Origin of the sequence: Trinickia sp. EG282A, from assembly GCF_040965455.1 — a bacterium.
GTDB lineage: Bacteria > Pseudomonadota > Gammaproteobacteria > Burkholderiales > Burkholderiaceae > Trinickia > Trinickia symbiotica.
Window position 1 is genome coordinate 142,687 of the sequence record NZ_JBFRCC010000005.1, and the last position, 23,208, is coordinate 165,894.

At 62.0% G+C, this 23,208-nt stretch carries 23 protein-coding genes; 9 read left to right on the plus strand and 14 right to left on the minus strand.

Translation table 11 applies throughout. The annotated features are described in order from the left end of the window. Positions 1 to 7 precede the first annotated feature (7 nt). The gene (locus AB4Y31_RS23510) at positions 8 to 178 is read left to right on the plus strand and encodes a rubredoxin (protein ID WP_107152470.1); all 171 of its coding nucleotides are present in this window, start codon (positions 8 to 10) and stop codon (positions 176 to 178) included. A 74-nt stretch (positions 179 to 252) separates the two neighbouring features. On the opposite strand, the gene AB4Y31_RS23515 is transcribed toward AB4Y31_RS23510, so the two are convergent. Genes AB4Y31_RS23515 through AB4Y31_RS23535 form a run of 5 tightly spaced genes read right to left on the minus strand, consistent with a single transcriptional unit; the run spans position 253 to position 5,753 of the window. Continuing rightward, complete coding sequence (locus tag AB4Y31_RS23515; RefSeq protein WP_368676069.1) at positions 253 to 1,449, minus strand: acetyl-CoA C-acetyltransferase; 1,197 nt, start codon at positions 1,447 to 1,449, stop codon at positions 253 to 255. Between the two features lie 31 nt (positions 1,450 to 1,480). Beyond that, the gene (locus AB4Y31_RS23520) at positions 1,481 to 2,749 is read right to left on the minus strand and encodes an acetyl-CoA hydrolase/transferase family protein (RefSeq protein WP_368676070.1); all 1,269 of its coding nucleotides are present in this window, start codon (positions 2,747 to 2,749) and stop codon (positions 1,481 to 1,483) included. 13 nt (positions 2,750 to 2,762) lie between these two features. Continuing rightward, the gene (locus tag AB4Y31_RS23525; RefSeq protein WP_368676071.1) at positions 2,763 to 3,950 is read right to left on the minus strand and encodes a CaiB/BaiF CoA transferase family protein; all 1,188 of its coding nucleotides are present in this window, start codon (positions 3,948 to 3,950) and stop codon (positions 2,763 to 2,765) included. Continuing rightward, complete coding sequence (locus AB4Y31_RS23530; RefSeq protein ID WP_368676072.1) at positions 3,947 to 4,933, minus strand: NAD(P)H-dependent flavin oxidoreductase; 987 nt, start codon at positions 4,931 to 4,933, stop codon at positions 3,947 to 3,949. The genes AB4Y31_RS23525 and AB4Y31_RS23530 overlap by 4 nt, the downstream gene beginning before the upstream one ends. A 43-nt stretch (positions 4,934 to 4,976) precedes the next feature. Then, positions 4,977 to 5,753, minus strand: coding sequence for an enoyl-CoA hydratase (locus AB4Y31_RS23535; RefSeq protein ID WP_368676073.1), 777 nt, complete (start codon positions 5,751 to 5,753; stop codon positions 4,977 to 4,979). A 217-nt stretch (positions 5,754 to 5,970) separates the two neighbouring features. Between AB4Y31_RS23535 and AB4Y31_RS23540 the strand changes: the two genes are divergently transcribed. From AB4Y31_RS23540 to AB4Y31_RS23550, 3 genes are all read left to right on the plus strand, one after another. Then, the gene (locus AB4Y31_RS23540) at positions 5,971 to 6,765 is read left to right on the plus strand and encodes a crotonase/enoyl-CoA hydratase family protein (protein WP_368676074.1); all 795 of its coding nucleotides are present in this window, start codon (positions 5,971 to 5,973) and stop codon (positions 6,763 to 6,765) included. 46 nt (positions 6,766 to 6,811) lie between these two features. Continuing rightward, positions 6,812 to 8,053 carry a CaiB/BaiF CoA transferase family protein gene (locus tag AB4Y31_RS23545; protein WP_368676075.1) on the plus strand — a complete coding sequence of 414 codons (1,242 nt, stop codon included), beginning with the start codon at positions 6,812 to 6,814 and terminating at the stop codon, positions 8,051 to 8,053. Between the two features lie 75 nt (positions 8,054 to 8,128). Then, positions 8,129 to 8,329, plus strand: a complete 201-nt coding sequence (locus AB4Y31_RS23550; RefSeq protein WP_368676076.1) for a hypothetical protein — start codon at positions 8,129 to 8,131, stop codon at positions 8,327 to 8,329. Positions 8,330 to 8,501: 172 nt separating this feature from the next. Here the strand turns inward: AB4Y31_RS23550 and AB4Y31_RS23555 are convergent, their stop codons facing one another. After that, entirely contained in the window at positions 8,502 to 9,266 is a 765-nt protein-coding gene (locus AB4Y31_RS23555) for an SDR family NAD(P)-dependent oxidoreductase (protein ID WP_368676077.1), read from the minus strand. A 247-nt stretch (positions 9,267 to 9,513) separates the two neighbouring features. Between AB4Y31_RS23555 and AB4Y31_RS23560 the strand changes: the two genes are divergently transcribed. Further along, on the plus strand, positions 9,514 to 10,308 hold the full coding sequence (locus AB4Y31_RS23560; protein ID WP_102607102.1) for an IclR family transcriptional regulator: 795 nt from the start codon (positions 9,514 to 9,516) through the stop codon (positions 10,306 to 10,308). 111 nt (positions 10,309 to 10,419) lie between these two features. Here the strand turns inward: AB4Y31_RS23560 and AB4Y31_RS23565 are convergent, their stop codons facing one another. After that, positions 10,420 to 11,841, minus strand: a complete 1,422-nt coding sequence (locus AB4Y31_RS23565; RefSeq protein WP_368676078.1) for an MFS transporter — start codon at positions 11,839 to 11,841, stop codon at positions 10,420 to 10,422. 237 nt (positions 11,842 to 12,078) lie between these two features. On the opposite strand from AB4Y31_RS23565, the gene AB4Y31_RS23570 reads away from it, so the two are divergent. From AB4Y31_RS23570 to AB4Y31_RS23580, 3 genes are read left to right on the plus strand one after another with little or no spacing between them, the layout of a single operon-like run. After that, on the plus strand, positions 12,079 to 13,275 hold the full coding sequence (locus AB4Y31_RS23570) for an amidohydrolase family protein (RefSeq protein ID WP_368676079.1): 1,197 nt from the start codon (positions 12,079 to 12,081) through the stop codon (positions 13,273 to 13,275). Between the two features lie 5 nt (positions 13,276 to 13,280). Next, the gene (locus AB4Y31_RS23575; protein WP_368676080.1) at positions 13,281 to 14,075 is read left to right on the plus strand and encodes an enoyl-CoA hydratase/isomerase family protein; all 795 of its coding nucleotides are present in this window, start codon (positions 13,281 to 13,283) and stop codon (positions 14,073 to 14,075) included. 57 nt (positions 14,076 to 14,132) lie between these two features. Further along, on the plus strand, positions 14,133 to 14,828 hold the full coding sequence (locus tag AB4Y31_RS23580; RefSeq protein WP_368676081.1) for an SDR family NAD(P)-dependent oxidoreductase: 696 nt from the start codon (positions 14,133 to 14,135) through the stop codon (positions 14,826 to 14,828). 67 nt (positions 14,829 to 14,895) lie between these two features. Here AB4Y31_RS23580 and AB4Y31_RS23585 read toward each other — a convergent pair whose 3' ends face one another. Next, complete coding sequence (locus AB4Y31_RS23585) at positions 14,896 to 16,047, minus strand: NADH:flavin oxidoreductase (protein ID WP_368676082.1); 1,152 nt, start codon at positions 16,045 to 16,047, stop codon at positions 14,896 to 14,898. Positions 16,048 to 16,160: 113 nt separating this feature from the next. On the opposite strand from AB4Y31_RS23585, the gene AB4Y31_RS23590 reads away from it, so the two are divergent. After that, the gene (locus AB4Y31_RS23590) at positions 16,161 to 16,625 is read left to right on the plus strand and encodes a PaaI family thioesterase (RefSeq protein WP_368676083.1); all 465 of its coding nucleotides are present in this window, start codon (positions 16,161 to 16,163) and stop codon (positions 16,623 to 16,625) included. A gap of 36 nt (positions 16,626 to 16,661) precedes the next feature. On the opposite strand, the gene AB4Y31_RS23595 is transcribed toward AB4Y31_RS23590, so the two are convergent. The 6 genes from AB4Y31_RS23595 to AB4Y31_RS23620 all read right to left on the minus strand — a co-directional run bounded on the left by AB4Y31_RS23595 (position 16,662) and on the right by AB4Y31_RS23620 (position 23,205). Then, positions 16,662 to 17,363 carry a TetR/AcrR family transcriptional regulator gene (locus AB4Y31_RS23595; RefSeq protein ID WP_368676084.1) on the minus strand — a complete coding sequence of 234 codons (702 nt, stop codon included), beginning with the start codon at positions 17,361 to 17,363 and terminating at the stop codon, positions 16,662 to 16,664. Between the two features lie 129 nt (positions 17,364 to 17,492). Continuing rightward, positions 17,493 to 18,857 carry a hypothetical protein gene (locus AB4Y31_RS23600; RefSeq protein ID WP_368676085.1) on the minus strand — a complete coding sequence of 455 codons (1,365 nt, stop codon included), beginning with the start codon at positions 18,855 to 18,857 and terminating at the stop codon, positions 17,493 to 17,495. 37 nt (positions 18,858 to 18,894) lie between these two features. After that, a complete protein-coding gene (locus AB4Y31_RS23605; RefSeq protein ID WP_368676086.1) occupies positions 18,895 to 19,755 on the minus strand; it encodes an oxidoreductase in 861 nt (286 codons plus the stop codon). Between the two features lie 28 nt (positions 19,756 to 19,783). Further along, positions 19,784 to 21,172: a hypothetical protein gene (locus tag AB4Y31_RS23610; protein ID WP_368676087.1), complete on the minus strand. Its 1,389-nt coding sequence runs from the start codon at positions 21,170 to 21,172 to the stop codon at positions 19,784 to 19,786. Continuing rightward, positions 21,169 to 22,629, minus strand: a complete 1,461-nt coding sequence (locus AB4Y31_RS23615; RefSeq protein WP_368676088.1) for an acyl-CoA reductase — start codon at positions 22,627 to 22,629, stop codon at positions 21,169 to 21,171. Before AB4Y31_RS23615 ends, AB4Y31_RS23610 begins: the two co-directional genes overlap by 4 nt. Positions 22,630 to 22,707: 78 nt before the next feature. Beyond that, positions 22,708 to 23,205, minus strand: a complete 498-nt coding sequence (locus AB4Y31_RS23620) for a MarR family winged helix-turn-helix transcriptional regulator (protein WP_368676089.1) — start codon at positions 23,203 to 23,205, stop codon at positions 22,708 to 22,710. Positions 23,206 to 23,208: the final 3 nt, after the last annotated feature.

The window sequence follows — 23,208 nt, forward strand, 5'->3', positions numbered from 1 at the left end:
GACGATCATGAAGAAATGGCAATGCATTTTTTGCGGGTTTTACTACGATGAGGAAGCGGGACTTCCGGCAGAGGGTATTGCGCCGGGCACTCGCTGGGAAGACGTTCCCGACGACTGGGCGTGTCCCGAGTGCGGCGCGACCAAGGCCGATTTCGTGATGATCGAAGTCGAGGCCTGATTGTCGGACTGGCACGACTGTCTGAGTGCTCGGACAGGCGCACGGTGCAAAGCCGTGCGCCTCGTCGCCGGAGATCAGGCGCGCTCGAAGATGGCGGCGATACCCTGACCGCCGCCGATGCACATGGTCTCGAGCGCGTAGCGTCCCTTTCGGCGCGCAAGTTCGTGCAGGAGCGTTGTCATGATCCGTACGCCCGTCGCACCGATGGGGTGGCCGAGCGATATGCCCGAGCCGTTGACGTTGAGTCGGTCGATATCATTCCAGTTCCAGGCTTTGAGGACCGCCAATACCTGGCAGGCAAACGCTTCATTCACCTCGACGAGATCCATCCGATCGAGTGTGAGACCCGTGTGCGCCATGAGCTTGCGAACCGCGGGCACGGGGCCGATGCCCATACGTGACGGTTCACACCCGGCCGCGGCCCAGCCGGTGAGCCAAGCCATCGGTTCGAGGCCCAGCGCTTCAAGGCGGTCTTCGGCGACTACAAGGCATGCGGCGGCTGCGTCGTTTTGCTGGCTCGAGTTGCCCGCTGTGACCGTGCCGCCGGATGTCAGTGCGCGGAGCTTGCCTAAGCTTTCCATGCTGGCATCAGCACGGAATCCTTCATCCTTCGCGAAAAGAAGCGGCTCGCCCTTTTTCTGGGGAATGCTGACTGAAACGACTTCTTCCGCCATCTTGCCCGATTCCCACGCCGCCGCCGCGCGTTGATGGCTGCGCAACGCATACTCGTCGGCGGCCTCGCGGCTGATGTCATAGTCGGTCGCGAGGTTTTCCGCTGTCTCGATCATGCCGGAGATATAGCCGAAGCGCGATTCCGGTTGCGAGCGCTCACGGCCGCGCGCGAGCCGATCATGGAACTGAACGGAGCCGGAGCGGGCGCCCCAGCGCATGTCCGTGCTGTAGTACTCGATGTTGCTCATGCTTTCCACGCCGCCTGCGAGCACCACGTCGGCGGCGCCGGTCTGTATCATCATCGCGGCTGTGACGAGCGCCTGCAGGCCGCCGCCGCAGCGGCGGTCCAGCTGCATGCCCGGCACTTCGACAGGCAGCCCGGCCTGCAGTGCGATCCAGCGGCCCACGCAAGGCGTTTCGCTATTCGCGTACGATTGCGCGAAGACGACGTCGTCAATGCGGGCGGGATCGACGCCTGAGCGGCGTATCGTTTCATTCGCAACGAGCGCGCCGAGCGCTTCGACGGACACGCCCCGCAGGCTACCGCCAAAGGTGCCCACAGGCGTTCGTACCGGGGAGACAATTGCTGCGCGTTTCATTGGATATTCCCTGCAGAGTGGCTGAGGCCTTTCATACGTTGCGCGTGGCGGCGCCCGTGTCTTCTTCGAGAGCGCGGCGGTAATCGGGGTGTGCGATGGCGAGCATGCGTTCGCGCCGTTGCCGCAGCGTCAGTCCGCGCAGATCGGCAACGCCGTATTCGGTCACGATGACGCCGGCGTCGCTGCGCGGCGTGCTGACGGGGCCGCTCAGCGAGGAGACGATTCGGCTCGCGCCTTTGCCCGCTGTCGACGGCAGTGCGATGATAGGAAGGCCACCGTGAGAGCGCCGAGCGCCGCGAAGGAAATCCAGTGCCCCGCCCACCGCGCCCACATACATGCCGCCCGCGATTTCCGCATTGATCTGCCCGCTAAGGTCGACCTCCACCGCCGAGTTGATGGCGACGAAGCGATCGATGCTCGCGAGCACATTCGCGTCGTGCGTGTAGCGCGTCGAGCGAAATTGGATGGCGTCGTTGCGGTGCGCGAAGTCGTGAATGCGACGGCTGCCCATCATGACGCCGGCAACCGTTTTGCCCGTATCGACGGTTTTGCGCGCATTGTTGATGACGCCGCTTTCCATGAGATCGGCGACTTTATCGCCGATCGTCCCCGAATGAATGCCCAGGTCCCGGCGATCGGTGAGGCAAGCCAGAATCGCCTCTGGAATGGCGCCGAGTCCGAGCTGGAGGGTGGCGCCGTCTTCAATGAGGCTGGCCACGTGACGCGCGATGGCTAAATCCGTTTCGCCGGCTGCGCTGGGCGGACTGTCGGTCAGAGCTCGCGACGTGGGCAGTATGAAGTCGATATCTTCGTCGCGAAGATATCGCTCGCCATAGGTCCATGGCGCTTGCTCGTTGACTTCCGCAACGATGACGCGCGCGTGCTCGATCGCCGGAATCAGATACTCGTGCGCGATCGACAGGCTATAGCGGCCTTGCGCATCGGGCGGTGCGAGTTGAAGCAGCAGGACGTCGACGGGGAACTGGCCCGAATCCATCATCTGCGGAAACTGCGAGTAATGGCACGGGAGGATATCGAGCGCGCCTGCCTTGGCTAGCGCGCGATTCGCGCCGGTGCCGCAGTACGAAACGAAATCAATGCAGTCGGCGTGTTCGGGGCGGCAGGTATCGTGAGTGGCGGCGCCTAGGAAGACTCGGATCGGCCCGATGTCGTGGCGCTGCTCGAGCAGCTTTCGCGTAAGCGGAAGCGGCTCGGCGTTCCATTGACCCCATGCAACGGTATCGCCCGGACGAATGACCGATGCAAAGTCGATGGCATCCGCTTCTAGCACTAAGGGCATGATGTGGGCGGGCTCAAGTGGCGCGTGCCGCAACGGGGTCGGCTTTGTTGAGTTGTCCATGCACGACGCCTGATGAGAAGAGCGCTGCGATTCGTTCCTCGCTGTACCCGATGCCTCGCAGCACGACGTCCGTATGCTCGCCCAGTCGCGGAACCGAGAGCGGCGTCGACGCGGGCTCCCTGCGGAAATGAATTGAGTTCGCCACATGAGCGCGTCCTGATGGATCGGTCTGAATCATCTGGCGTTCGTGGGCGTGGGGATGAGCGAGCGCTTCGGCGAGCGAGAGTACCGGCGCGACGCTGATGTGACGGCCATCGAACCAGGTAAGCCATTCGTCGAGCGTGCGAGTCAAAAACGTTTCGGTCAGGAACGCACGCACGCGCAATTGACCTTCACCAGCCGGGTCGACGGCGTCGTCAATGAGATCCGCACGGCCAAGCGGCGTAAGCAGGTTCGTGGCGAAAGCCCGTTCCCGACCGCCGAGGCAGAGCCATTTCGAATCGGCGGTCTCGTACGCGCCGAGCAACGCGAGACCGCTGTCGCCCGCGCTCTCCTCCTGCGATTGACCGCCCGATGCGTTGAGCAAGCGACCGCTAAGATGGGGCTGGGCAGTGAGCGCTGCATCGAAAAGCGAGACGTCGATATAGTCGCCGCGTCCCGTTTCCCTTGCGCGCAGCAGCGCCATCAATACCGCCGACAGCGCCGTCAGCGAACCGGCCAGCGCGGCGAGCGACGGCCCGGTGGTAATGGGCGTTCCTCGGCTATCGCGCGGCAGCGTTCCTGCCAGCGATTGAACCACCGGATCGTGTGCAGGCAGCGAGGCAAGCGGCCCCGTTTGTCCGAATGCCGTCATCGCGCAATAGACGAGCCGCGGGTTGGTCCGGCTCACCGTCTCATAATCGATTCCGAGGCGGGCAGCCACGCCCGGCCTCGACGATTCGATGACGACGTCGGCCTCGTTCATCAGCTTCAACGCGATTCCACGCCCTTCCGGATGCTTCAGGTCCAGTGCAATGCTGTGCTTGCCCCGGTTGATCGCCGCGAAGAACGCGCCATCCGAGCCTGGGGCGCCGCGCGTCGGGTCGCCCGTGAGCGGCTCGATCTTGATCACTTGCGCCCCGTGTTCCGCGAGATGGGCGGCGAGGAACGGACCTGGCATGAACTGCGACAGGTCGACGACGCGAAGACCTGTCAGTTTCACGAGAGAGAAGCGCTGAAGCCGAGCGGCCGTTGCGCGATGGCGACGGCGTCGTTCACGATGCGGCCGATCAATTCCGCGCAGCTCGGCAGATCGTGAATGAGGCCGGTCACGATACCCGCAGGGAAGGCGCCGCCTTCGGTTGCTCCGCTGGCGAACGCGTCCATCCAGCGGCGTGCTCCAGTCAGCGCGTAGAGGTCCGCGGGCGTGGCATTGCCACCGCGTTCCAGTTCGAGTGCGGCGAGGCTGACGCTGTTTTTGACGACACGGCTCGAATCGCCGATCGACCGGCCAACCAGAACCGTATCGCGCTCGGTTGCTTCAAGAAGACGCTGCTTGATCGCGGGATGAACCGGGGATTCCTGGGTGAGCATGAAGCGCGTGCCCATGTTGATGCCTTCGGCGCCGAGCGCGAGGGCCGCCATGAGTCCTCGCCCGTCGGCGAAACCGCCGGAAGCAAGGATGGGCACTTTCAGCTTGTCGGCCGCGGCCGGGATCAGGATCAAACCCGGGATATCGTCTTCGCCCGGGTGGCCGGCGCATTCGAAGCCGTCGATGCTGACGGCATCCGCGCCCAGCGATTCGGCCTTTACCGCGTGGCGCACGGTGACGCACTTGTGGACGACCTTGATATCGTGGGCCTTGAACTCGGCGATATATTTCGCGGGGTTGCTGCCCGCGGTCTCCACGACCTGAACACCCTGGGACACGATCGTACGAACATAGCCGTCATAGTCGAGGCCGGCGTTGGCGCCGAGCACGGTCAGATTGACGCCGAAAGGCTTGTCCGTGAGTGAGCGAACCTTGTCGATTTCACGCGCCAGCGCATCGGCGGTCGCATGAGTGTGGGCGGAGATGAAACCCAGACCGCCTGCATTGCCAACCGCAGCCGCCAGTTCGGCCCGCGCCACCCAGCGCATGCCGCCTTGAATGATGGGATATTGAATGCCGAGCAGTTCGGTAATGCGATTGGCATGAGATTTCATCGCGCTTCTAATCCAGGTAAAGAGTCGAGTGCCAGAAGAACCTTCAGCAATCGCGAAACTGCGGTTTGCGTTTTTCGGCGAAGGCCGCCATGCCTTCCTTGCGGTCCTCGGTCGCGAACGTCGAGTACGCCATGCGCCGCTCGAACAGGATGCCCTCGGCGAGGCTCGACTCGTACGCGCGGTTCACACACTCTTTCGCCATGGCGACGACCGGTTGCGAGAATCGCGCGATCTCGTCGGCAGACTTGAGCGCTTCTTCGACGAGGGCATCGACGGGCACGACGCGGCTCACTAGCCCGCATCGTTCCGCTTCGACAGCATCCATCTTGCGGCCGGTGAGGATCATCTCCATCGCTTTCGACTTGCCGAGCGCGCGCGTGAGACGCTGCGTCCCGCCCGCGCCCGGAATGGTCGCGAGCGTGATTTCCGGCAGGGCGAAGCGGGCGTTATCGGCAGCGAGAATGAAGTCGCACATCATGGCGAGTTCGCAGCCCCCGCCGAGCGCAAGCCCCGCGACAGCCGCGATGACCGGCTTGCGGCAACGCGACGTGCGTTCCCAGTTCGATGTGATGAACTGATTCTTGAAGACGTCCATGTACGTCCATTCGTTCATCATCTTGATGTCGGCGCCGGCGGCAAACGCTTTTTCGCTGCCGGTCAGCACGATCGCGCCAATGGCAGGATCGGATTCGAGGCTGTCGAGCGCGGCCGTCAGCTCGTCCATCAGCTGATTGTTCAACGCGTTGTAGGCTTGCGGACGATTCAGCTTGATCAAGCCGGTCTTGCCGTGAATTTCGACGATGATCGTCTCATACGCCATGGTCTTTCCTCGCGGATCAGGGTGAGCACTCGAGCCGGCATCCGGGGCGGCATCGCACGCAACCGATGCCGCTGCGGTGCACCGTTCATGCTGCGAACGCATGGTGCAAGTTGCCAATTAACTGAACGACGTTTATCATTCTGAATGGATGGTCCGGCTTTGTCAAATCCAGCCCGAAGTCGGATTGCTAACGGAAAACACCGCGAGGAGACAGTGCATGACGACTCGTCACGAAGACGGACAGATTCGCGTTGAACAGCGCGGGAACCTACTGCTGATTGGAATCGACCGGCCGGAAAAACGCAACGGTTTCACCCCGAAGATGTTCGGTGAACTGGCAAGGGCGTACACGCAGCTCGAGAAGAGTCCGGATCTTTTCTGCGGTCTCGTCTACGCAGAGGGCGATCATTTCACGGCAGGACTGGATATGCCCAAGATTGCCCCGTTGCGCCGCGAGGGGAAACCCTTGCTTCCGGAGGGCGAGGTCGATCCGTTCAACCTGCGTGCGCCGCTGCGCACCAAGCCAGTCGTTATCGCACTCAAAGGAATCTGCTTTACCGTCGCCGTGGAATTGATGCTCGCTTCGGAGGTGGCCGTGGCGGCGGACAACTGCCGTTTCTCCCAGCTTGAAGTGAAGCGGGGGATCATGGCAGGTTGTGGTGCGACATTCCGCATGGTCCAGCGTGCCGGGTGGGGCAACGCAATGAAGGTCCTGCTTACCGGGGACGAATTTACGGCGGAAGAAGCACGGCACATGAACTTCGTGCAAGACGTCGTGCCTGCCGGTCAAGAGTTCGAGCGAGCGCTCGCTATCGCGGAGCGAATCGCGGCGCAGGCGCCTCTGGCCGTGCAGGCTACGATGAACAACGCACGCATTTCGCTGGGACAGGGCTGGCAGGAGGCCTATGCAAAGATTCAGTCGACCCAGCAGTTTCTCTACAACACGGAAGATGCGAAGGAAGGCGTTCAGTCTTTCATCGAAAAGCGTACGGCGAAGTTCGTCGGGCGCTAAAGCGTGGCGGCCAGCGCGGCCGGTTTCAATTCAAGGGTGATTCGATATGACAAAAGGCGCGTTGGCGGGGGTTCGCGTACTCGACTTGAGCCGTATTCTCGCGGGGCCTTGGGGCGCGCAGATGCTTGCCGATCTTGGCGCGGAGGTCATCAAGGTCGAGCGGCCGGGCAAAGGAGACGATTCCCGACAATTCGGGCCCCCGTTTCTCATGGATCGAGAGGGAAGCGTCACGCGTGAGTCGACGTTTTTCATCAGCGCGAACCGCGGCAAGAAATCGATCACGTGCGATATCTCCACGTCCGATGGTCAAGCCCTGATCCGCTCGCTGGTCGCGCACTGCGATGTGCTGCTCGAAAACTACAAGGTCGGTGATTTGAAGCGCTATGGTCTCGATTACGAGAGCCTCAAGCTTGTCAATCCGCGCCTGATTTACTGCTCGATTACGGGATTCGGGCAGACCGGACCCTACAGCCCCCGGCCGGGCTATGACTCGATTTTCCAGGCGATGGGCGGCCTGATGAGCATCACCGGCAACAGCGACGACGTGCCGGGGGGCGGCCCCATGAAAACGGGGCCTAGCCTTGCAGACATCTTGTGCGGTCAGTATGCGGCGTCGGCCATCATCGCTGCGCTTTATCATCGCGACGCGGCGCAAGGCGGTAGTGGAGAGGGGCAGTACATCGACCTGGCGTTGCTCGATTCGATGATCGCCGCCACCTCGCACTATGCGAGTCAGTATCTTGTGTCGGGCGAAATTCCAATCCGGCGCGGCACGGAGGGCAACGGTGGCATGCCGTCTCGCATGTTCCGCTGCGCCGATCGCGACATCATGATCGTTGCCGGCAACAATGAGCAATACGCTCGGATGTGCAATGTCCTCGGGCATCCCGAGCTTGCAAGCGATCCGCGATTCAGCGAGATAGCGCTGCGCGTGAAAAATCGTCGCGCGCTCGGCGAGGTGTTCGAGCCGCTGATCGTGAAATGGCGGAGCGGTGAACTGCTCCGGGCGCTCGACGCCGCGGGCGTCCCGGCTGGCCCGATCAACGACCTGCAACAGGTGTTTGCCGATCCGCATGTGCAGGCGCGCGCCATGTGCGTCGAAGTGGCGCATCCGCTCACCGACGAGCCCGTTCGCATGGTTGCCAATCCGGTCAAGATGTCGGGCACGCCGATCGATTCCTATGCGCCGCCGCCGATGCTGGGACAGCATACGAACGACGTGCTGCGCGACCTGTTAGGTATGTCCGAATCTGACATCGATAGCCTGCGCGAGAAAAAGGTTCTGTAGTTGAGGAAATCCAACGCGGCGGATTCGTTGCGGATCCGCCCGTTTATCTGCCGTGACTCTACGTAAGGAATGCCAATGGATAAGCAGGAGCCGGAGAACATCACTGTGAGTGACGACCATGAAGTTGCACCCGTGAATTCACATTGGCAAAACGCGCACGAAGGTCTGGGTTCCCGCGCCCCCACGAAAGTTCCTCCGGTGAACTGGGCGTGGGCCGCGAACAATTCAAGCTTCGATTGGATGGACTGGCATTTGCCGGAGTTCGAGCCGATCTGACCGGAGTCCGGGGCGCCAGCCTCAATAGGGCGCCGCGCGACTCGCAAAACCCGACACGTCGGCTCCTACTCGCATTAATGCAACTATTAGTTCGATTTAATGCTTTGCGGCGCACATTCTTAAAAATGCAACTAGTCGTTTGATATGTCGCACCGCGTTCAAAAAACGAGCGCTAAAGCATTGACTGTCCGCCGTCGACGCTGATAGTCTGCCCCGTGATGAAATTAGCGTCGTCACTACACAAGAATGCAACAGCTCGACCAATATCGCGCTGCGGATCGCCAAATCGGCCAAGCGCAATTTCGGACAGATAGCGGGTCCGCTCTTGCGGATTGGCTTCCAGGTAGGCATCGGCGGCAGGTGTGAGGGCTGCCGGGCAAATGACATTGACGGTAATGCCATGAGCGCCCCATTCGCGAGCGGCGACACGCGAGAGGCCTCGAATGCCCTCCTTCGCCGCGGCGTACGCGCCAAAGCCCTTCAAACCTTCGATACCGGTGCGCGAAGCGAAGTTGATAATGGCGCCGCGGCCTTGCAACTTCATCTGGGGCAATACGGCTTGCATGAAATAGAGCGTGCCGTAGAGGCCGGATTCGAGCGTGGTGCGCCAGTCTTCGTCGGTGACGGATTCGAGCGGTACACCGGGACTGCTGCTTTGCGCATTGTTGACGAGCGCGTCGATCCGGTCGAACCGCTCGACGGTAAGCTCGACTGTCCGAACGGCGTCCGCACGATTGCGTGTATCGCCTGGTACGACGAGCACTTGGGCACCGAGGTCGCGCAGTTCGTCAGCCGCCCGAGCGAGCTTGGCCTCCGTGCGGCCGGTCAAAACGAGATTCGCGCCTTCGTCTGCCAGTGCTCTGGCGACGCCGAGGCCGACGCCTTGCCCGCCTCCGGTCACGATGACGACCTTTTCCGCCAGCTTTTTCGTATGCATGAATGGTCCCAGGTGGAAGGGTTGATGACGCTATGGGATGCGTCAGCGCAGCGCGCGGACGGTTGCGGAAGGCGTGCTCCCGCATTCCATAAAATGAACGTTGTTCAACTATAGCTCAACCGAGGTCGAGCGCGCCCCTAGCGTATTCCCGAATCCGGAGGGCGCGGCGATGTGCCAGCATATGATCGTTGTAAAACTATGTGAATAGTTCCCGTATAATCGATACCATCAATTCATGGGGAAAATCATGTTGAAAGAGATCTCAGCGCCGGCGGACCGGGATGTCAGCGGGCCGCGCTCGCTGACGCGACTCCTCGGAATTTTCGATGTGCTGGCGAAGTCTCCCGACGGCATGTCGCTGGCAGAACTGAATGTCGCCCTCGAGTCGCCGAAGAGCAGTCTGCTCAACCTGCTGAGGCCACTCGTGGCGGAAGGGTATTTGATACACGACTCAGGCCGCTATCGCCTCGGGCCATCCATCTTCCGGCTCTCGGCGGGCGTCATGGCGGCATGGAACTTCTCGAAGCTGCTGCGCCCGTACCTGGTGGATCTCTCGAAGAGCACCAATGAAACGGTGTATATCGGTGTCCTCGACGTCGAGCACAAAGAGATCACCTACGTCGACGTGATCGAAAGCGAGCAATCCGTTCGTTATTCGATGCACGTGGGCTTGCGCCGTCCGCTCTATTGCACGGCCGCGGGGCGCGTGCTGCTGGCCCATGCGCCGGAAGCTTTCGTCTCGGACTACATGAGGACGGTCAAGCTCGAGCGCCGCACGCCGCAAACGGTCGCGACGAAGAAGGCGTTGCGCGACGAGCTCGATCACATCCGCGAAACCGGCCTGTCGGTAAGCCGAGGCGAGTTGCTGCCGGATTCGGCAGGCGTGTCGTCGCCGGTTTTCGGGCCGAACGGGAATGTGATCGCGGCGATGGCCATCGGCGCACCGCTCGAGCGCTTCGATCGCGAACGCACGCAACTCGAGGAACAAATGATCCGGGTGGCCAAGCGGGCATCCGCGCAGGGCGAAGCCGACGAGGAGTGATCAGGTGCCAAGATCCCCTGCGGAGTGAAGAGAGGCGCGTTGCTGTAGGGGAGGCCCTGCGTCCCAGCTGAAAATGCACGACGCCCGCGTGCAACGGATCGGTCGCAATGCTTATGGCTGGGCGCGGCGTTTCGGCAGCGTGTAAGCAATCAGCAGTCCGGCAATCGAGCTGCACGCAATATAGGCAAACACTGAAACATAACCACTATCGGCGGCAAACCATCCACCGTCGTATTTTGCCGACGCGCTTCGCAGCAGCGAAAAGACAGCTTGAGCGCCCACGGCGAAGAAGCACGAGAAGAACACGTAGAGCATGCCCGTTGCCTCGCCGGTCTGATGGGCAGGCGCCGCCTCGACGATCTGGTTGTACAGCGCCGTGCTGGCGAAAGCGAGACCGAACGAGCACAGCGCCGCGCCCGGAACGAAAAGGGGCAAGCTCCGATGAAGCACGATCAGCGAGGCCCAGGCAACGACCAGGATGGCCATGCCGATCAAGGCGGCGCGGCGGGCCTTGTACCGGGCGGCTACGCGGCCGCTCCAAGGGCTCGCGACGAGCGAGACAATGTTGACGCTGAACATCAGCAAGCCGGCGGCCGTTGCGCTCAGTCCGAATCCGGCGTGCGTTCCCGCCGGTTGCTGAGCGAGCAGGGAGAAAACCTGCCCCAATTGCATGCCCCCCGCGGCGACGAATGCCATGCATGCATTGGCCAATACGATCTGACGCGCCTTGAGCAGGCGCACATTGATAAGCGGATGCGCCGCCTCGTGTTGGTGCCGTGCCCACATGACGAGCACGACGATCCCCACACCGATCAAGCCCCATAGACGCACATCGGCCAGCCCCCATACACGGCTCTGCTGCACGGCGAACAGGATGGCGCAGAGCGCAGGCGCAAAGGCGAGGCCGCGCAGGTAGTCGATCCGTGCGCTGGGGCGCTTCGGCGAAGGCGGAGTCCACAGGCGCACGGCACCAACCGCCACCAGGCAAAGCGCTACTTTGAACCAGAAGCCGCCTTGCCACGAATAGCGATCCACGACGACGCCGGCGCAGATGTAGATCAGCCCCGCCGATACCATTCCTGCCGCACTGATCACGCCCACGGCGGCCGGCACCCTGCCGGGCGGCAGGTTCTCGCGCACGAGTCCGATGGAAAGCGGCGTGATCCCCGCCGCGACCGATTGCATCGCACAGCCCGCGATAAGCATGGCGACATCGGTTGCGCACGCGGCGACGACGGCGCCCGCTGACGCAATCGTCATCACCAGGAGGAGGATGCGCCGATAGCCGAGCAGGTCGCCCAAGCGGCCGCTCACCGCGGCAAAGCCGGCTGAGCCGAGCCAGTACGCTGTGACGGTCCAGCTCACGGAATCCGACGCGGGGAAAGCCTTGTAAAGCGTCACCAGCACGGTGTAGATGACGGTGATGCCCGACGAGGCCGCCACCGCGGCCAGCAGTATCGCTATCATGAAACCGCGCGGCGGCACGGCCAGCCGTTGCGGTCTATGTGCTTGTGACAGTGCTTCGGCTTGCATACACGTCTCCGGTTGCATGTATCGCTTCAGCTATGCTTATATACGAACGACGTTCGCATTGTCTACCGGTGTCACCCATACTGGCACGCTAAGGTTAGACACGATGCGCGGATCGATATCGAATCGATATCGCCACTTTTGACTTCGATATGAGAGTTTTTCGGTCGAGACCTTGCGCCGATACTTCTCTCAAGGGCGCACGTTTGGCAGCGCTCCCCCACAACCAGGAGACGCTTCATGCAACCGTATCAAGGGAAGATCTACGATGCCGACACGCACTTCTACGAAGTGGAGGACGCGTTCAGCCGCTACTTGCCCGAGCAGTTCAAGAAAGACTGGTCCTTTACCAGCCGCACCACGGCAGACGGCAACCGCTGCATGTATGTCGGCGAGCGCAAGGTGGAAATCAGCGAGGGCTATACGTCGGCAGAGGGGCATGTGCCGCCGCCCGGCAAGCTGCACGAATGGCTGCGCGCGATGAAGGACGGCAAGGATAACGTCGATATGCGCGTTCCCCCCACGCCGGACATGTTCAATCGCGACGCGCGCCTCACGAAGATGGACGAATTCGGCGTCGAGGCTTGCACGATGTACATCGGTGAGATGGTCGCCTGCATTTCGTACTTGAATGAGCCCGTTGCTGCGAATGCAGTCCTCCATGCGTACAACCGCTGGATGCTGGAAGACTGGGGCTTCAACTACAAGGACCGCATCTACACGACGCCGGTCGTCACGCTCGACGATCTCGATGCGGCCGTTGCGGAAGCCAAGTGGCTCGTCGCGAACGGCGTACGCGTGGTCCTGATGCCGATGGGCCCCTTCAATGGCCGTGCGCCTGCGGATCCTTACTTCGATCCGTTCTGGTCGATCCTCAACGAAGCGGGTGTGCGTGTCACCTTCCATGTGTCGGAAGCGATCTACATGAAGGACCATATGGCGGTTTGGGGCGAGCCGGTGCAGCAGTCGCGCCAGCGTCAGACGGCATTCGTCTGGATGCACGGTTACGGCGAGCGTCCGGTGATCGAAACACTGTCGTCGTTCATCTTCTACAACTTCTTCGAGCGTTTTCCCCGCGTCAAGCTGTGCAGTGCGGAAAACGGCGCCGAATGGGTCCCTTCGATGCTCGTGAAAATGGACAAGTGCCGGGGGATGGCGAAGAATGGCTACTGGCCGTGCGGACAGCTGAAGATGCGTCCCAGCCAGATCTTCAAGGAGAATGTTTTCGTGGTCGCCTATCCGGAGGACGACATCGCCCAGATCATCGCTCAGACGGGTTCGTCGGACTTTCTGTTGATGGGCTCCGACTATCCGCACGCGGAAGGGGTGCCGGAACCGAAGGATTTCGCGTCGGAGGCATGTGGCTCGCTATCCGAAGAAGACACGCGCAAGATCATGTACGACAACGGTCGCCGATTCATTCCGCTGCACGCGTAACCGATATGGATATTTCCGACTATAAGGCGTTATTGCTTAAACGCGACGGCGGCATCCTGACCGTCACGCTCAACCGCCCCGAAACGCTGAACGCGTTCGACGAGCAGATGGACATCGAGATGTCGCGGCTTTTCCTCGATGTGGCCGAGGATGCCGAGACTCGTGTCGTCGTGTTGACGGGTGCCGGCCGCGCCTTCAGCGCGGGCGGCGACATCGAGCATATGCAGCATGTCATCGACAATCCGGCGCTGTTTCTCGAAGGCATGCAGCGTGCCAAAAAAATCGTCTTCTCGATGCTCGATTGCCCCAAGCCGGTCATCGCGAAGATCAACGGACATGCGATCGGCCTCGGCGCCACGATCGCGTTGTTCTCGGATTTGAGCTATGCCGCCGATCACGCGAAGATCGGCGATCCGCACGTAAAGGTCGGCTTCGTGGCGGGCGATGGCGGTGCGGTGATCTGGCCGCAGCTCGTGGGTTACGCCAAAGCCAAGGAGTACCTCTTGACCGGCGATCTGCTCAGCGCGGGCGAAGCGGCGCGATTGGGACTGATCAATCATGCAGTGCCGGCCGATGAGCTCGATGCGGTCGTCGATGCGATGGCCAAGCGTCTGGCGAACGGTGCCGCCCGTGCTATTCAATGGACAAAGGCGTCGATCAACATCGGGCTGAAGCAGCTGGCACATTCCATTCTCGATGCTTCGATTGCCTACGAGGCGCTCTCGAATTTGACCGAAGACCATCAAGAGGCGGTCAACGCGTTTCGCGAGAAACGAGAGCCGGTGTTCAAGGGACGTTGACGTTCTTTATGCTCTACGCAGGCAGGGCGGCGGCGCAGGGCAAGGGAGGGATTGCACATGCAACGGGTAGTGGTGGTGACCGGTGGATTCGGCACATTGGGACGCGCAGTGGGTCGCGTGTTTGCCGACAATGGCTGGAAGGTCGCGCTGATCGACAAGGCTCCCGCGCCAGAAAACGCGAGCGCGGCGCAGCTGCAAGCCGCGTGGTGGAGTGGCGGCGTCGAGCTGACCGATCTCGAGGCGGCGCGATCCGCGATATCGGCGGCGGTCGATCAGATCGGCAAGCTGGATGCGATCGTCAATGTGGCGGGGGGCTTTCGCTGGGAAACGCTGGCGGACGGCAGCCTCGACACCTGGGATCTGATGTACCAGATGAACGTGCGCACGGCGGCGACGGCATCGAAAGCTGCGCTCGATTATTTTGCCGGTAGCGCGGAGGGTGGGCGCATCATCAATATCGGCGCTGGCGCCGCGGTCAAAGCAGGCGCAGGCATGGGCGCCTATGCGGCCTCGAAATCCGGCGTCATGCGTTTGACAGAGGCACTGGCCGAAGAGCTGAAGGGCCGTTCCATCACAGTCAACGCGATTCTGCCGGGCATCATCGATACGCCCCAAAACCGCAAGGACATGCCCGACGCCGATTTTTCGCGCTGGGTGCGGCCCGAAGAAATCGCCAATATGATTCTCTTTCTCGCGTCTGGCGCCGCATCGGGCGTGACCGGTGCGCTGATTCCGGTGACGGGGCGCACGTAGGGAAACGTGCATAGCCGGCCGCGGTTGACGCCGGCTACGAGCGCGCCAATCGCGAAACGAAACATCATCAGGTGAGTCGAGCAAGCGAATCCGTGCTGAATCCGAGAAAAGGCTCGCCAAGGCGCGCACGCCGCGCCCAGTTCGGATCGTGCAGGAGCGAGCGCCCGACGCCGACGAGATCGAATTCATTGCGCGCGAAGCGCTCGACGAGAGGCGTCAGATCGGCTTGCGCAACCGTATCCGCGCCGGCCATCGAATCGTAGTACCCCTTGTTGATGCCGATTCCTCCCACGGCCATCGAAAACTTGCCCGTGACCTTTTTCACCCAGCCGGCGAGGTTCATCTCCGAGCCCGGGAATTCCGCGCGATTGAAATAACGCGTGCTCGCCTCGAAGATATCGACACCCGCGTCCGCGAGCGGTGTGAGGATCTGCTCGAGCTCCTGCGGATCGTTGGCGAGACGCGCGCGGAAGTCCTGCTGTTTCCACTGCGAAAAGCGGAAGGTGACCGGCATAGTGTCGCCGATGCTCGTTCGGATTTCACGGACGACTTCGGCGGCGAAGCGGCTGCGCGCCGCAAGGTCCTTACCCCACTCGTCCGCACGCTGATTGGTTTCGGCCCACAAGAAGGCATCGATCAAATAGCCGTGGCCTCCATGAATAGCGATGCCATCGAATCCGGCGGCGCGCGCATAGCGCGCGCTTCGCCCATAAGCGGCGATGACGTCGGCGATTTCCGCGTCGGTCATCGGACGCGTTGGCGGCATGACCCGCTCCAAGTAGCCTGCGTCCAGCGATGTCGCGCGTCCGGCCGGTCCCCATACGCCCGAGGGACGCAGCGGTAGAGCCTCGGGAACGGGGCCCGTATTCGCCTCTTTCATCGGCCCCATATGCCACAACTGCGGAAAGATGACGCCGCCGCTCGCATGTACCGCGTCTGTCACGCGTCGCCAGGCCGCCACCGACGCCTCGCAGGCCAACACCGGAATCGAATTCTCGCCGAGACCGGCTTCTCCAAGCGCAGCCGGATGATCGATGCCGACACCTTCCGTGATGATGAGCCCCGTCTCGCCCTGCGCCCGCCGCTGGTAGTAAGCGGCCACGTCATCGCCGGGCAGTCCGTTGGGCGAGAAGCCGCGGGTCATGGGCGACATGACGATACGGTTGGCGAGCGTGACGCCTCGAACCGTGAGCGGGGCAAAAAGCGGACTGGCATCCATTTCTATCGGTTCATATAATTGACTAGTGTGCGAATAATGATACGCTATGTTCTATCAACGAAAAAGGAGTTTTGGCGCTGTGTGACTTGCGGCGCCGAAGAGGAGGATTGCAATTGGAGCAGACAGATGCACTGGCGGCGGCGGGCGCCGAGCAGGACGACGAAAGGGCGATTCCGCACGGCTTCACGCTGATGCCGGCGTTTGGGCCGTATCACCAGATGTTCGGCCCTACGTACTTTCGCAAGACCGAGCGCGGGTACGCCGTCGGCATGCACGTGCGGGAAGCACATCGTAACCTCGGCCAGATGATGCACGGCGGGGCGATTTGCATGCTGGCGGACACGGCCATTACTTGGGCGAGCAAGTACTCACGCCAGCCGGCGGTGAAGGTGCTGACGACGGGCTTGACGGTCAACTTTATGGGGAACGCGGAGCCGGGTGACTGGATAGAGGCCCATATCGACGTCCTCCGTTCGGGAAAACGCGTCGTCTTTTCGGACTGCCGGATCTGGGCGAACGCCAAGTGCATCGCCCAGGCATCAGGACAATTTCAGGTCATGGGCGAGGTTGAAGGCTAGTCGGTCGACGGGGTGCGAGCGAAGCGGCAGTGGGTGTTATGGCGCCGGCTTGCCCCGAGCCTTGGACTGCTGCGTGGCACGATACTTCCACGCGTTCAACAAAAGCCGGTGGATCCGCTCAGCCCGGCGTTTGCGCTCGGCACGGGTGCTCTGTATCGCCAGGTGCACTTCAGGGGCACCGGTGACGAGCGTCAGCAAATCGCTCGCCGCGTTCGCCGGGTTGTCGATGTCGATCGTTCCCCTGGCGGCTGCAGCCTCCAGCACGCTCGTTAGCGGCTCGAGCATCGTGTTCACGAACTGCAGGAACTGCTTCGCGATGTCCGGAAAGCGAATGGCTTCGCCTATGACCAGCCGGGACGTGTGCACGCTGTCCGGTATCGCCATGTGCTCGACCAGCGCATCGATCAGGGATGCCAAGTTCGCCGAAAAATCGCCGCCGGGTTCCAGTTCGAGAGCGATCTTGCCGCGCAGATCGGCCATCCCCCGCCAGACAATGGAGCGAAAGAGCTCTTCTTTCGTGCCGAACTGCCGATAAACGGTCGTCTTGCTGACGCCGGCCAGCGATGCGATTTCCTCGACCCGCGCGGCCCCGAAGCCTTCCCTCATGAAAACGGCTTTGGCTGCGTCGAGCACGTGCTCTCGCAGTTCCACGGCGTCGTCGTGCGCCGGCCGGCCGGCCGTTCGTGGTTTGCCCGCCGCAGCGAGCCTCGAGACTCCGGCGGGAGCCTGAACTGCCATTGGTTTGGACATCGGTGAGCGTTGGATAACGGAATTAGGGCACCAGTATACTCACGAGCGCGAAGCGGGCGCCAGCAACGGCTCGCCTCGTGCCCGCGCACCTTGAAGCAGCGGCACGCGAGGCGGGCTTCAGACGTTGATCATTCCGCGGACATACGACTCCATCGTGCCGGCACATGAGAGCTTGTCTTCGCCTTCTTCGAGGTCGGCATAACGGCCGACCTGTCGAACGAGCGGCCCTTGCAGCCCGTCGGTGTCCCCCGCCGGTGAAAAATCAATTGTGACTTTGTCGCCGGTGATGAACCCGCCCCAGTACCCTTCGGCCAACAGATCGAAGAACGCGAAGCGCCCCTCGACGACGCCCTTGCCGTCCGAAGGATTCAGCAGTTGCTCTCCGCTCTTGTCGAGGACGAACGGTACGATCCAAGGGCAGATTGCGTAGCCTTGCGCAACGTCCGACCATGGGCCGGTCCCGATCATCTCGGACATGCCATAGCTGTTCTGGACGTTTTCCGCACGAATTCCATAGAAGCGGATGATCTGCTCCCGATAGTCAGCGGGCGCCGAGGTGCCCTTCAACCCGCCACCGGTCGTGATCACGGTATCGGGGTGGCAGATACCATCGGCTATGCCGCGTTGGCGCGCGCGGTCCACGAGCGTCCAGTGCAGCGACCAATTGCCCTGCACGAGAACGGGAACATCGCGCCGCACGGCGAGCTTGTCGAGAAACCGGTCGATCATTGCGCCGGTGTGGCGCTGGCGCGCCACCGCATGTTCCTGGAATGCGGCGACTTCGCTCGGTTTGGCGGACCCATCGGCGATTGCGCGGCGCATGCGGCCCATCGAAATCGTTGCGGAAGCAAGCACCGGTTCGTCGAACATCAGGGTGCTTTCAGCACCGAGCCGTTTCGCCGCATTCAGTATGGGCTCGATATGGCGATGGGCGCCGGCCGGCGGCATCATCAGAAATACCGGGCGCTTGCCGAAGTCTCGTTGGATCAATGCGTTGCCGTAGACGCCGAGCTTCACGCAGGACTCGGTGACGTTCTCGAGATCGCTTCGCGTCTGGCTGATGAAGCTGCATTTTCCGGACGTGCCGCTCGAGCTGAACACGTAGTGTCCCGCTTCGCGCAAACGGTCCATCCATGCGTCGACGTTGTCCACGCCGTTCAGGTCGACCTCGCCCACCGGTTTGCTGGAGAGCGTTTGCAGCCATGCCGCCAGGTGCTGCCAGCGACCATTGTCGATCAATGACTCAGGGTAACTCTTGTAGATCTGATGCGCGAACAGCAGAGGCACCATGTCCGCGTCACGGTTGACGTCGTGCACGCCGACATCGTCCGCTCTGCGACGCAAGAGCCTGATTTGCTCGCGGCGCTCGGCGAAGCGCTCTCGCATTGCCGCGAGTTGAAGTTCACGAAGGTTTTCGGGGTGATGACGGAAAGGATCGCCGTCACGGCGAAGCATTGCGTAGAACGGGTCCAGAGCAGACATGTCGTCTCCAGAGCAACGAGTTGCGTTAGCGTGAGTGTTAGTGATCGAAGTCGGTGGAGCTCGACACGTCGAGCCACGTTTCGAGGTTCTCGTGCACGGCCGCTAGCTTCTTGCGGACGACGTCGACGGCGTCCGGCCCGAGCGGCAGACGAAGCGGCGGTGTGTCGGCGGACACCGCACGCACAATGGCGTCGGCGGCTTTCGCGGGATCGCCTGTCTGCGTGCCGTGGTAGCTGCTCATGAACCGGCGCATGTTGCCCACGGTTTCTGCGTAGTCGGGTGATTCGACCTGGCTCCACTTCATCGAGCCCCCCGCGAAATTCGTGCGGAAGCCACCCGGCTCGACGATGGTCACATGGATACCGAACGGTTTCAGTTCCCGCGCGAGCGATTCCGAAAGCCCTTCGACGGCGTGCTTCGACGCGCAATAGAAGCTGCAGCCGGTGATGCCGATCACGCCGGCCACCGACGAAAAGTTCACGATATGGCCGCGCTTTCGCGCACGAAAATGAGGCAGCACGGCGCGAATGACGTTGACTGTGCCGAACACATTCGTATCGAATAGCTGACGTGCTTCCGCGTCGGAGACCTCTTCGAGCGCGCCGAATAGACCGTAACCGGCATTGTTGACGAGCACATCGATCGTGCCGGCTCGGCTCAGAGCCTGCTCCACGGCCCGAGGCACCGCTGCGGCGTCGGTCACGTCCAGCAGGACGCCGTGGGCGCGACCGGGCGCGAGATCTTCGAACTCCGCGATCTGCGCGTCCTTGCGCAGCGTGCCGACGACCTGGTCGCCGCGGGCGAGGACCGCTTGCGCCAGGGAACGGCCGAAGCCGGAAGAGACGCCGGTAATGAACCACACGGCTGGCTTTGTCGATTCTTCATTTGTCGTTGTCATGGCTTTTCCAATATCGAGGACGATTGATTTAGTTAGCGCTGCGGGCTTCGGTCATGTCTGCGATTTCTCCGCGCACATAGGCGTCGATCGTTCCGGCGCATGACAGCTTGTCGTCGCCGCCCGGCACGTCCTTGTAGCGCACCACGTCGCGGATGATGGGCGTGCGCACGCCGTCTATGCCATGACCGAACTCCACGATGACCTTGTCCCCACTGATCACGCCAGCCCAGCGGCCGTCGGCAATCAGGTCGATCATCGCTAGCCGACCTTCGACAATGCCTTTCCCGTCGGGCGGATTCAGCAGTCGTTCGCCGGTCGAGTCGAGCACGAGCGGGACGAGCCACGGCGGCACCGCCCATGCCTTCGCTTCGTGAAACCATGGGCAAAATCCCGACACTTCGCCCATGCCGTAGCCGTCGTTGAAGTTCGACGCATTGAAGTTGAAGAAGCGTTCGCACTGTTGCTGGAAATCCTCCGGCAAATTCGCCCCCTTCTTGCCGCCGCCGATGCTTATGATCGTATCGGGGTGAAAATCACCGTCCGGAATGCCCCGTTCGCGTGCCGTGGCGACGATTTGGTAAAGCATGCCCATCATGCCCATGATGAACATAGGTTCACGACGCCGCTCGAGTAGCTGATCGATGAAGCGCCGGAAATCCGCTTGCACGCGTTCGCTGCGTTCACGGTTCTCCTTTTGGAAAGCTTCGATTTCACTGGGCAGCGCGGTGCCGTCGGAGATCGCCCGTCGCATGCGTGCCATGCGCGTAGTGTGGGCAGCGCTTTGCGGAACGTCCGACATGTAGTGAATGTCGCCGGGCTGCGCGATCGACTCGCCGAACTTCGCCATGCGCTCGGTGCCGGTGTAGGAGCCGGAAGAGGGAGTCAAGAGGAACACCGGGTAGCGGCGTGACGGGTCGCGCATGCCGATTGCCGCCCAGCGAATGCCCTGGGCAAGCAGACGCCAGCCAAGTTCACGGTCCGCTTCGCTCTGGTAGATGAACGACTGCTTGCCCGACGTGCCGCTCGAGCTCATCACGTAGTGGCCATTGCGACGCAATTCGTTGATCCAGTCGTCGAGATCGGCGATTTTCTCGTAGTCGAGTCCATCGATCTTGTGCGTCGCGAGGGTTTGAAGCCATGCGGTGAGATGGCGCCATTTGCCCTGCTCGATGAACGAATCGGGATAGCTCTTGAAGACTGCGTCGGCAAATAGCAACGGCACCGCGTCGCTCAGGGTCTTCAGTTCGGTGACGCCCGCTTCGTTGGCTCGTTTATCGAGAATGCGAATCTGTTGGCGGCGTTGCGCGAACCGCTCGCGCACCGCCTGCAGTTGCGCGGCAGCGAGGTTCTCAGGCGCGTTGCGGAAGGGATCCGAAACCTCGGTGAGTTGCAATAGGGCGGAAAGGGCTTCCATCATTGCGTCTCGTCCTGGTTCGGGCCCGATTCCTCCGAGACCCATTTCATGAATCGATGGATTGGGAACATGCCGTCATGCGGATAGCCGCCGACTCCATCCGAAATCGATTCTCCCAATGCCACGATGCGCTGCACGCCCGCGCAGGCGAGCGCGTCGCGCACCTCGGTCACGCGGTGAGGCGGGTAGATGCCGACTGTCTGTGTGGCGACGGTCGCGTAGCGGGCCCCGTCTCGCAGGGTGGCTACGGGAACGACATTCACGGTCTTGCAAATGGGATGAAAGTCGACCATTTCATCCGAGCGAATGACGAGCCCCTTGCCGTCGTAGCCGCCGAACACGCGGTAGAGCGGTTCCATCTCGCGCAGCACATCCACGGCTTCGCGAATGTCGCTCGGCACGAGCGGGCCCTGCCCGTCGCCATACCGGTAGTCTTCGCCGAGGGCGAGCGCAAGTCGCTCGCAATATCGATCGGCGTCTTCTTCGTCCCCTTCGATGAACTGATAGCGGCTTGCGTTGCACGCATCCTGGTTGAACGAAAGGACATCGGCGGCGCCCGCACGCGCGACTTCGCGCAGGACTTCGTCGGAGCTGAATGCTTCGCGGCCGATCAGCGAGATGGAGACCTTGGGATCGAACGCAACTAGTTCGAGGCCGGGGCCCGCGTACCGCATCGCATGGCGCACCGCGCTTTCGCCGCCCCACACGACGATCTTGTCGAAGTATTGCGGGCGATAAAGGATGGACTCGACGTTCTCGTCGCCGCCTCTCCAATAAGCAGCCGAAAAGGATTGCGTGACCGGATGGTGCGGGTCGATCTCGGCCATCGTGCGCAAGATGGCAGTGGCCGTGAAGAGATCGTTGGACGGCAGCTTGAGCAAATGTACGCCCTTCGTCAGCGCTGCTCGCATGATGCTCATGGCGGCAACCATCGGCGAGTTGCCCGCCAGGATATGCACCAGACGCGGAGGAAATGCCCGCAGACGACTCGGCCGGCCGCGCAGCGTGCGCGCAACCCAGCCGTCGACGAGGCTCGCGTCGCCGAGACTCACGCGCAGCTCGTCTTCTATCACTCCGCGAGCGAAAAGATTGGGAATATCCCGATAGCAGTTTTCCAGAATCCGGCGCCCCAGCGGGCTCACCTGAATCATCGATTCGAGAGCGGCCTGCATGAGCGGATTAACGTCGAGATGAAGACGTGGGCCAAGCTCGATGAGGAAGTCGATGATCCGCGCAATGGGGACGTCGAATGCCGGACCCGCCTCGGCGCGCGGCCAGACGAGATCATCCAGCTCGACTTTAGGCGTGCAGAAACCCTGACCCAGGTCGCGCGATACGTGCTTGACCGTGTTTCCGGTTACCGTGCGACCGCGGTAGACATGGGGAACCGTCAGCGGGGCGGGACTTGATGCCTGTGTCGGCGTCTCGCTTTGCGCTGCGAGGGTTTCAGTGTGCTCCATGGACTGCTCCTTTTTTAATAGGGGTACGCGTTGAGCTTCAGCGGACTCGCCGCTCAGTTCCGGCATGGCCGTCGCCGATCAGCTCAGGTTGACGATCATTCGGTCGAGAAGATGCTTGACGGTGGCGACTTCATCGGCTGTGAAGCCGCGAAGCTGGCGGTTCCTTGTTTCGACAATGTGCGGCAAGGTTTCGCGCAGCAATTGACGACCGGTTGCTGTCAATGCGAGTTCGACGCTGCGTCGATCGGACGTGCTGCGAATTCGTTCGATCAAGCGGCGCGCTTCGAGGGAGTCGAGCTTGCGAGTCATGGCGCCGCTGTCCGCAAGCAGGATGCGGCATAGGGCGGTCGGTGTGCGGGCACGTCCGTCGTAGAGCGCTTTCAGAATTCCCCACTGGATAGCCGACAGCCCGCTGGCGGCGAGCTTGCGGTCGATTTCGGCACCCAGCAGAAGATGAACCTGGTTCATCTTGAACGCGACGCTCTCTTCCGTCCGGTATTCGTCCGGAGTCAGCAATCGCGCGGGCGGAGCGCCGTCGAGCGCCTGCTCCAGCGTGGGGGTGTCCACGGGATTCATCGT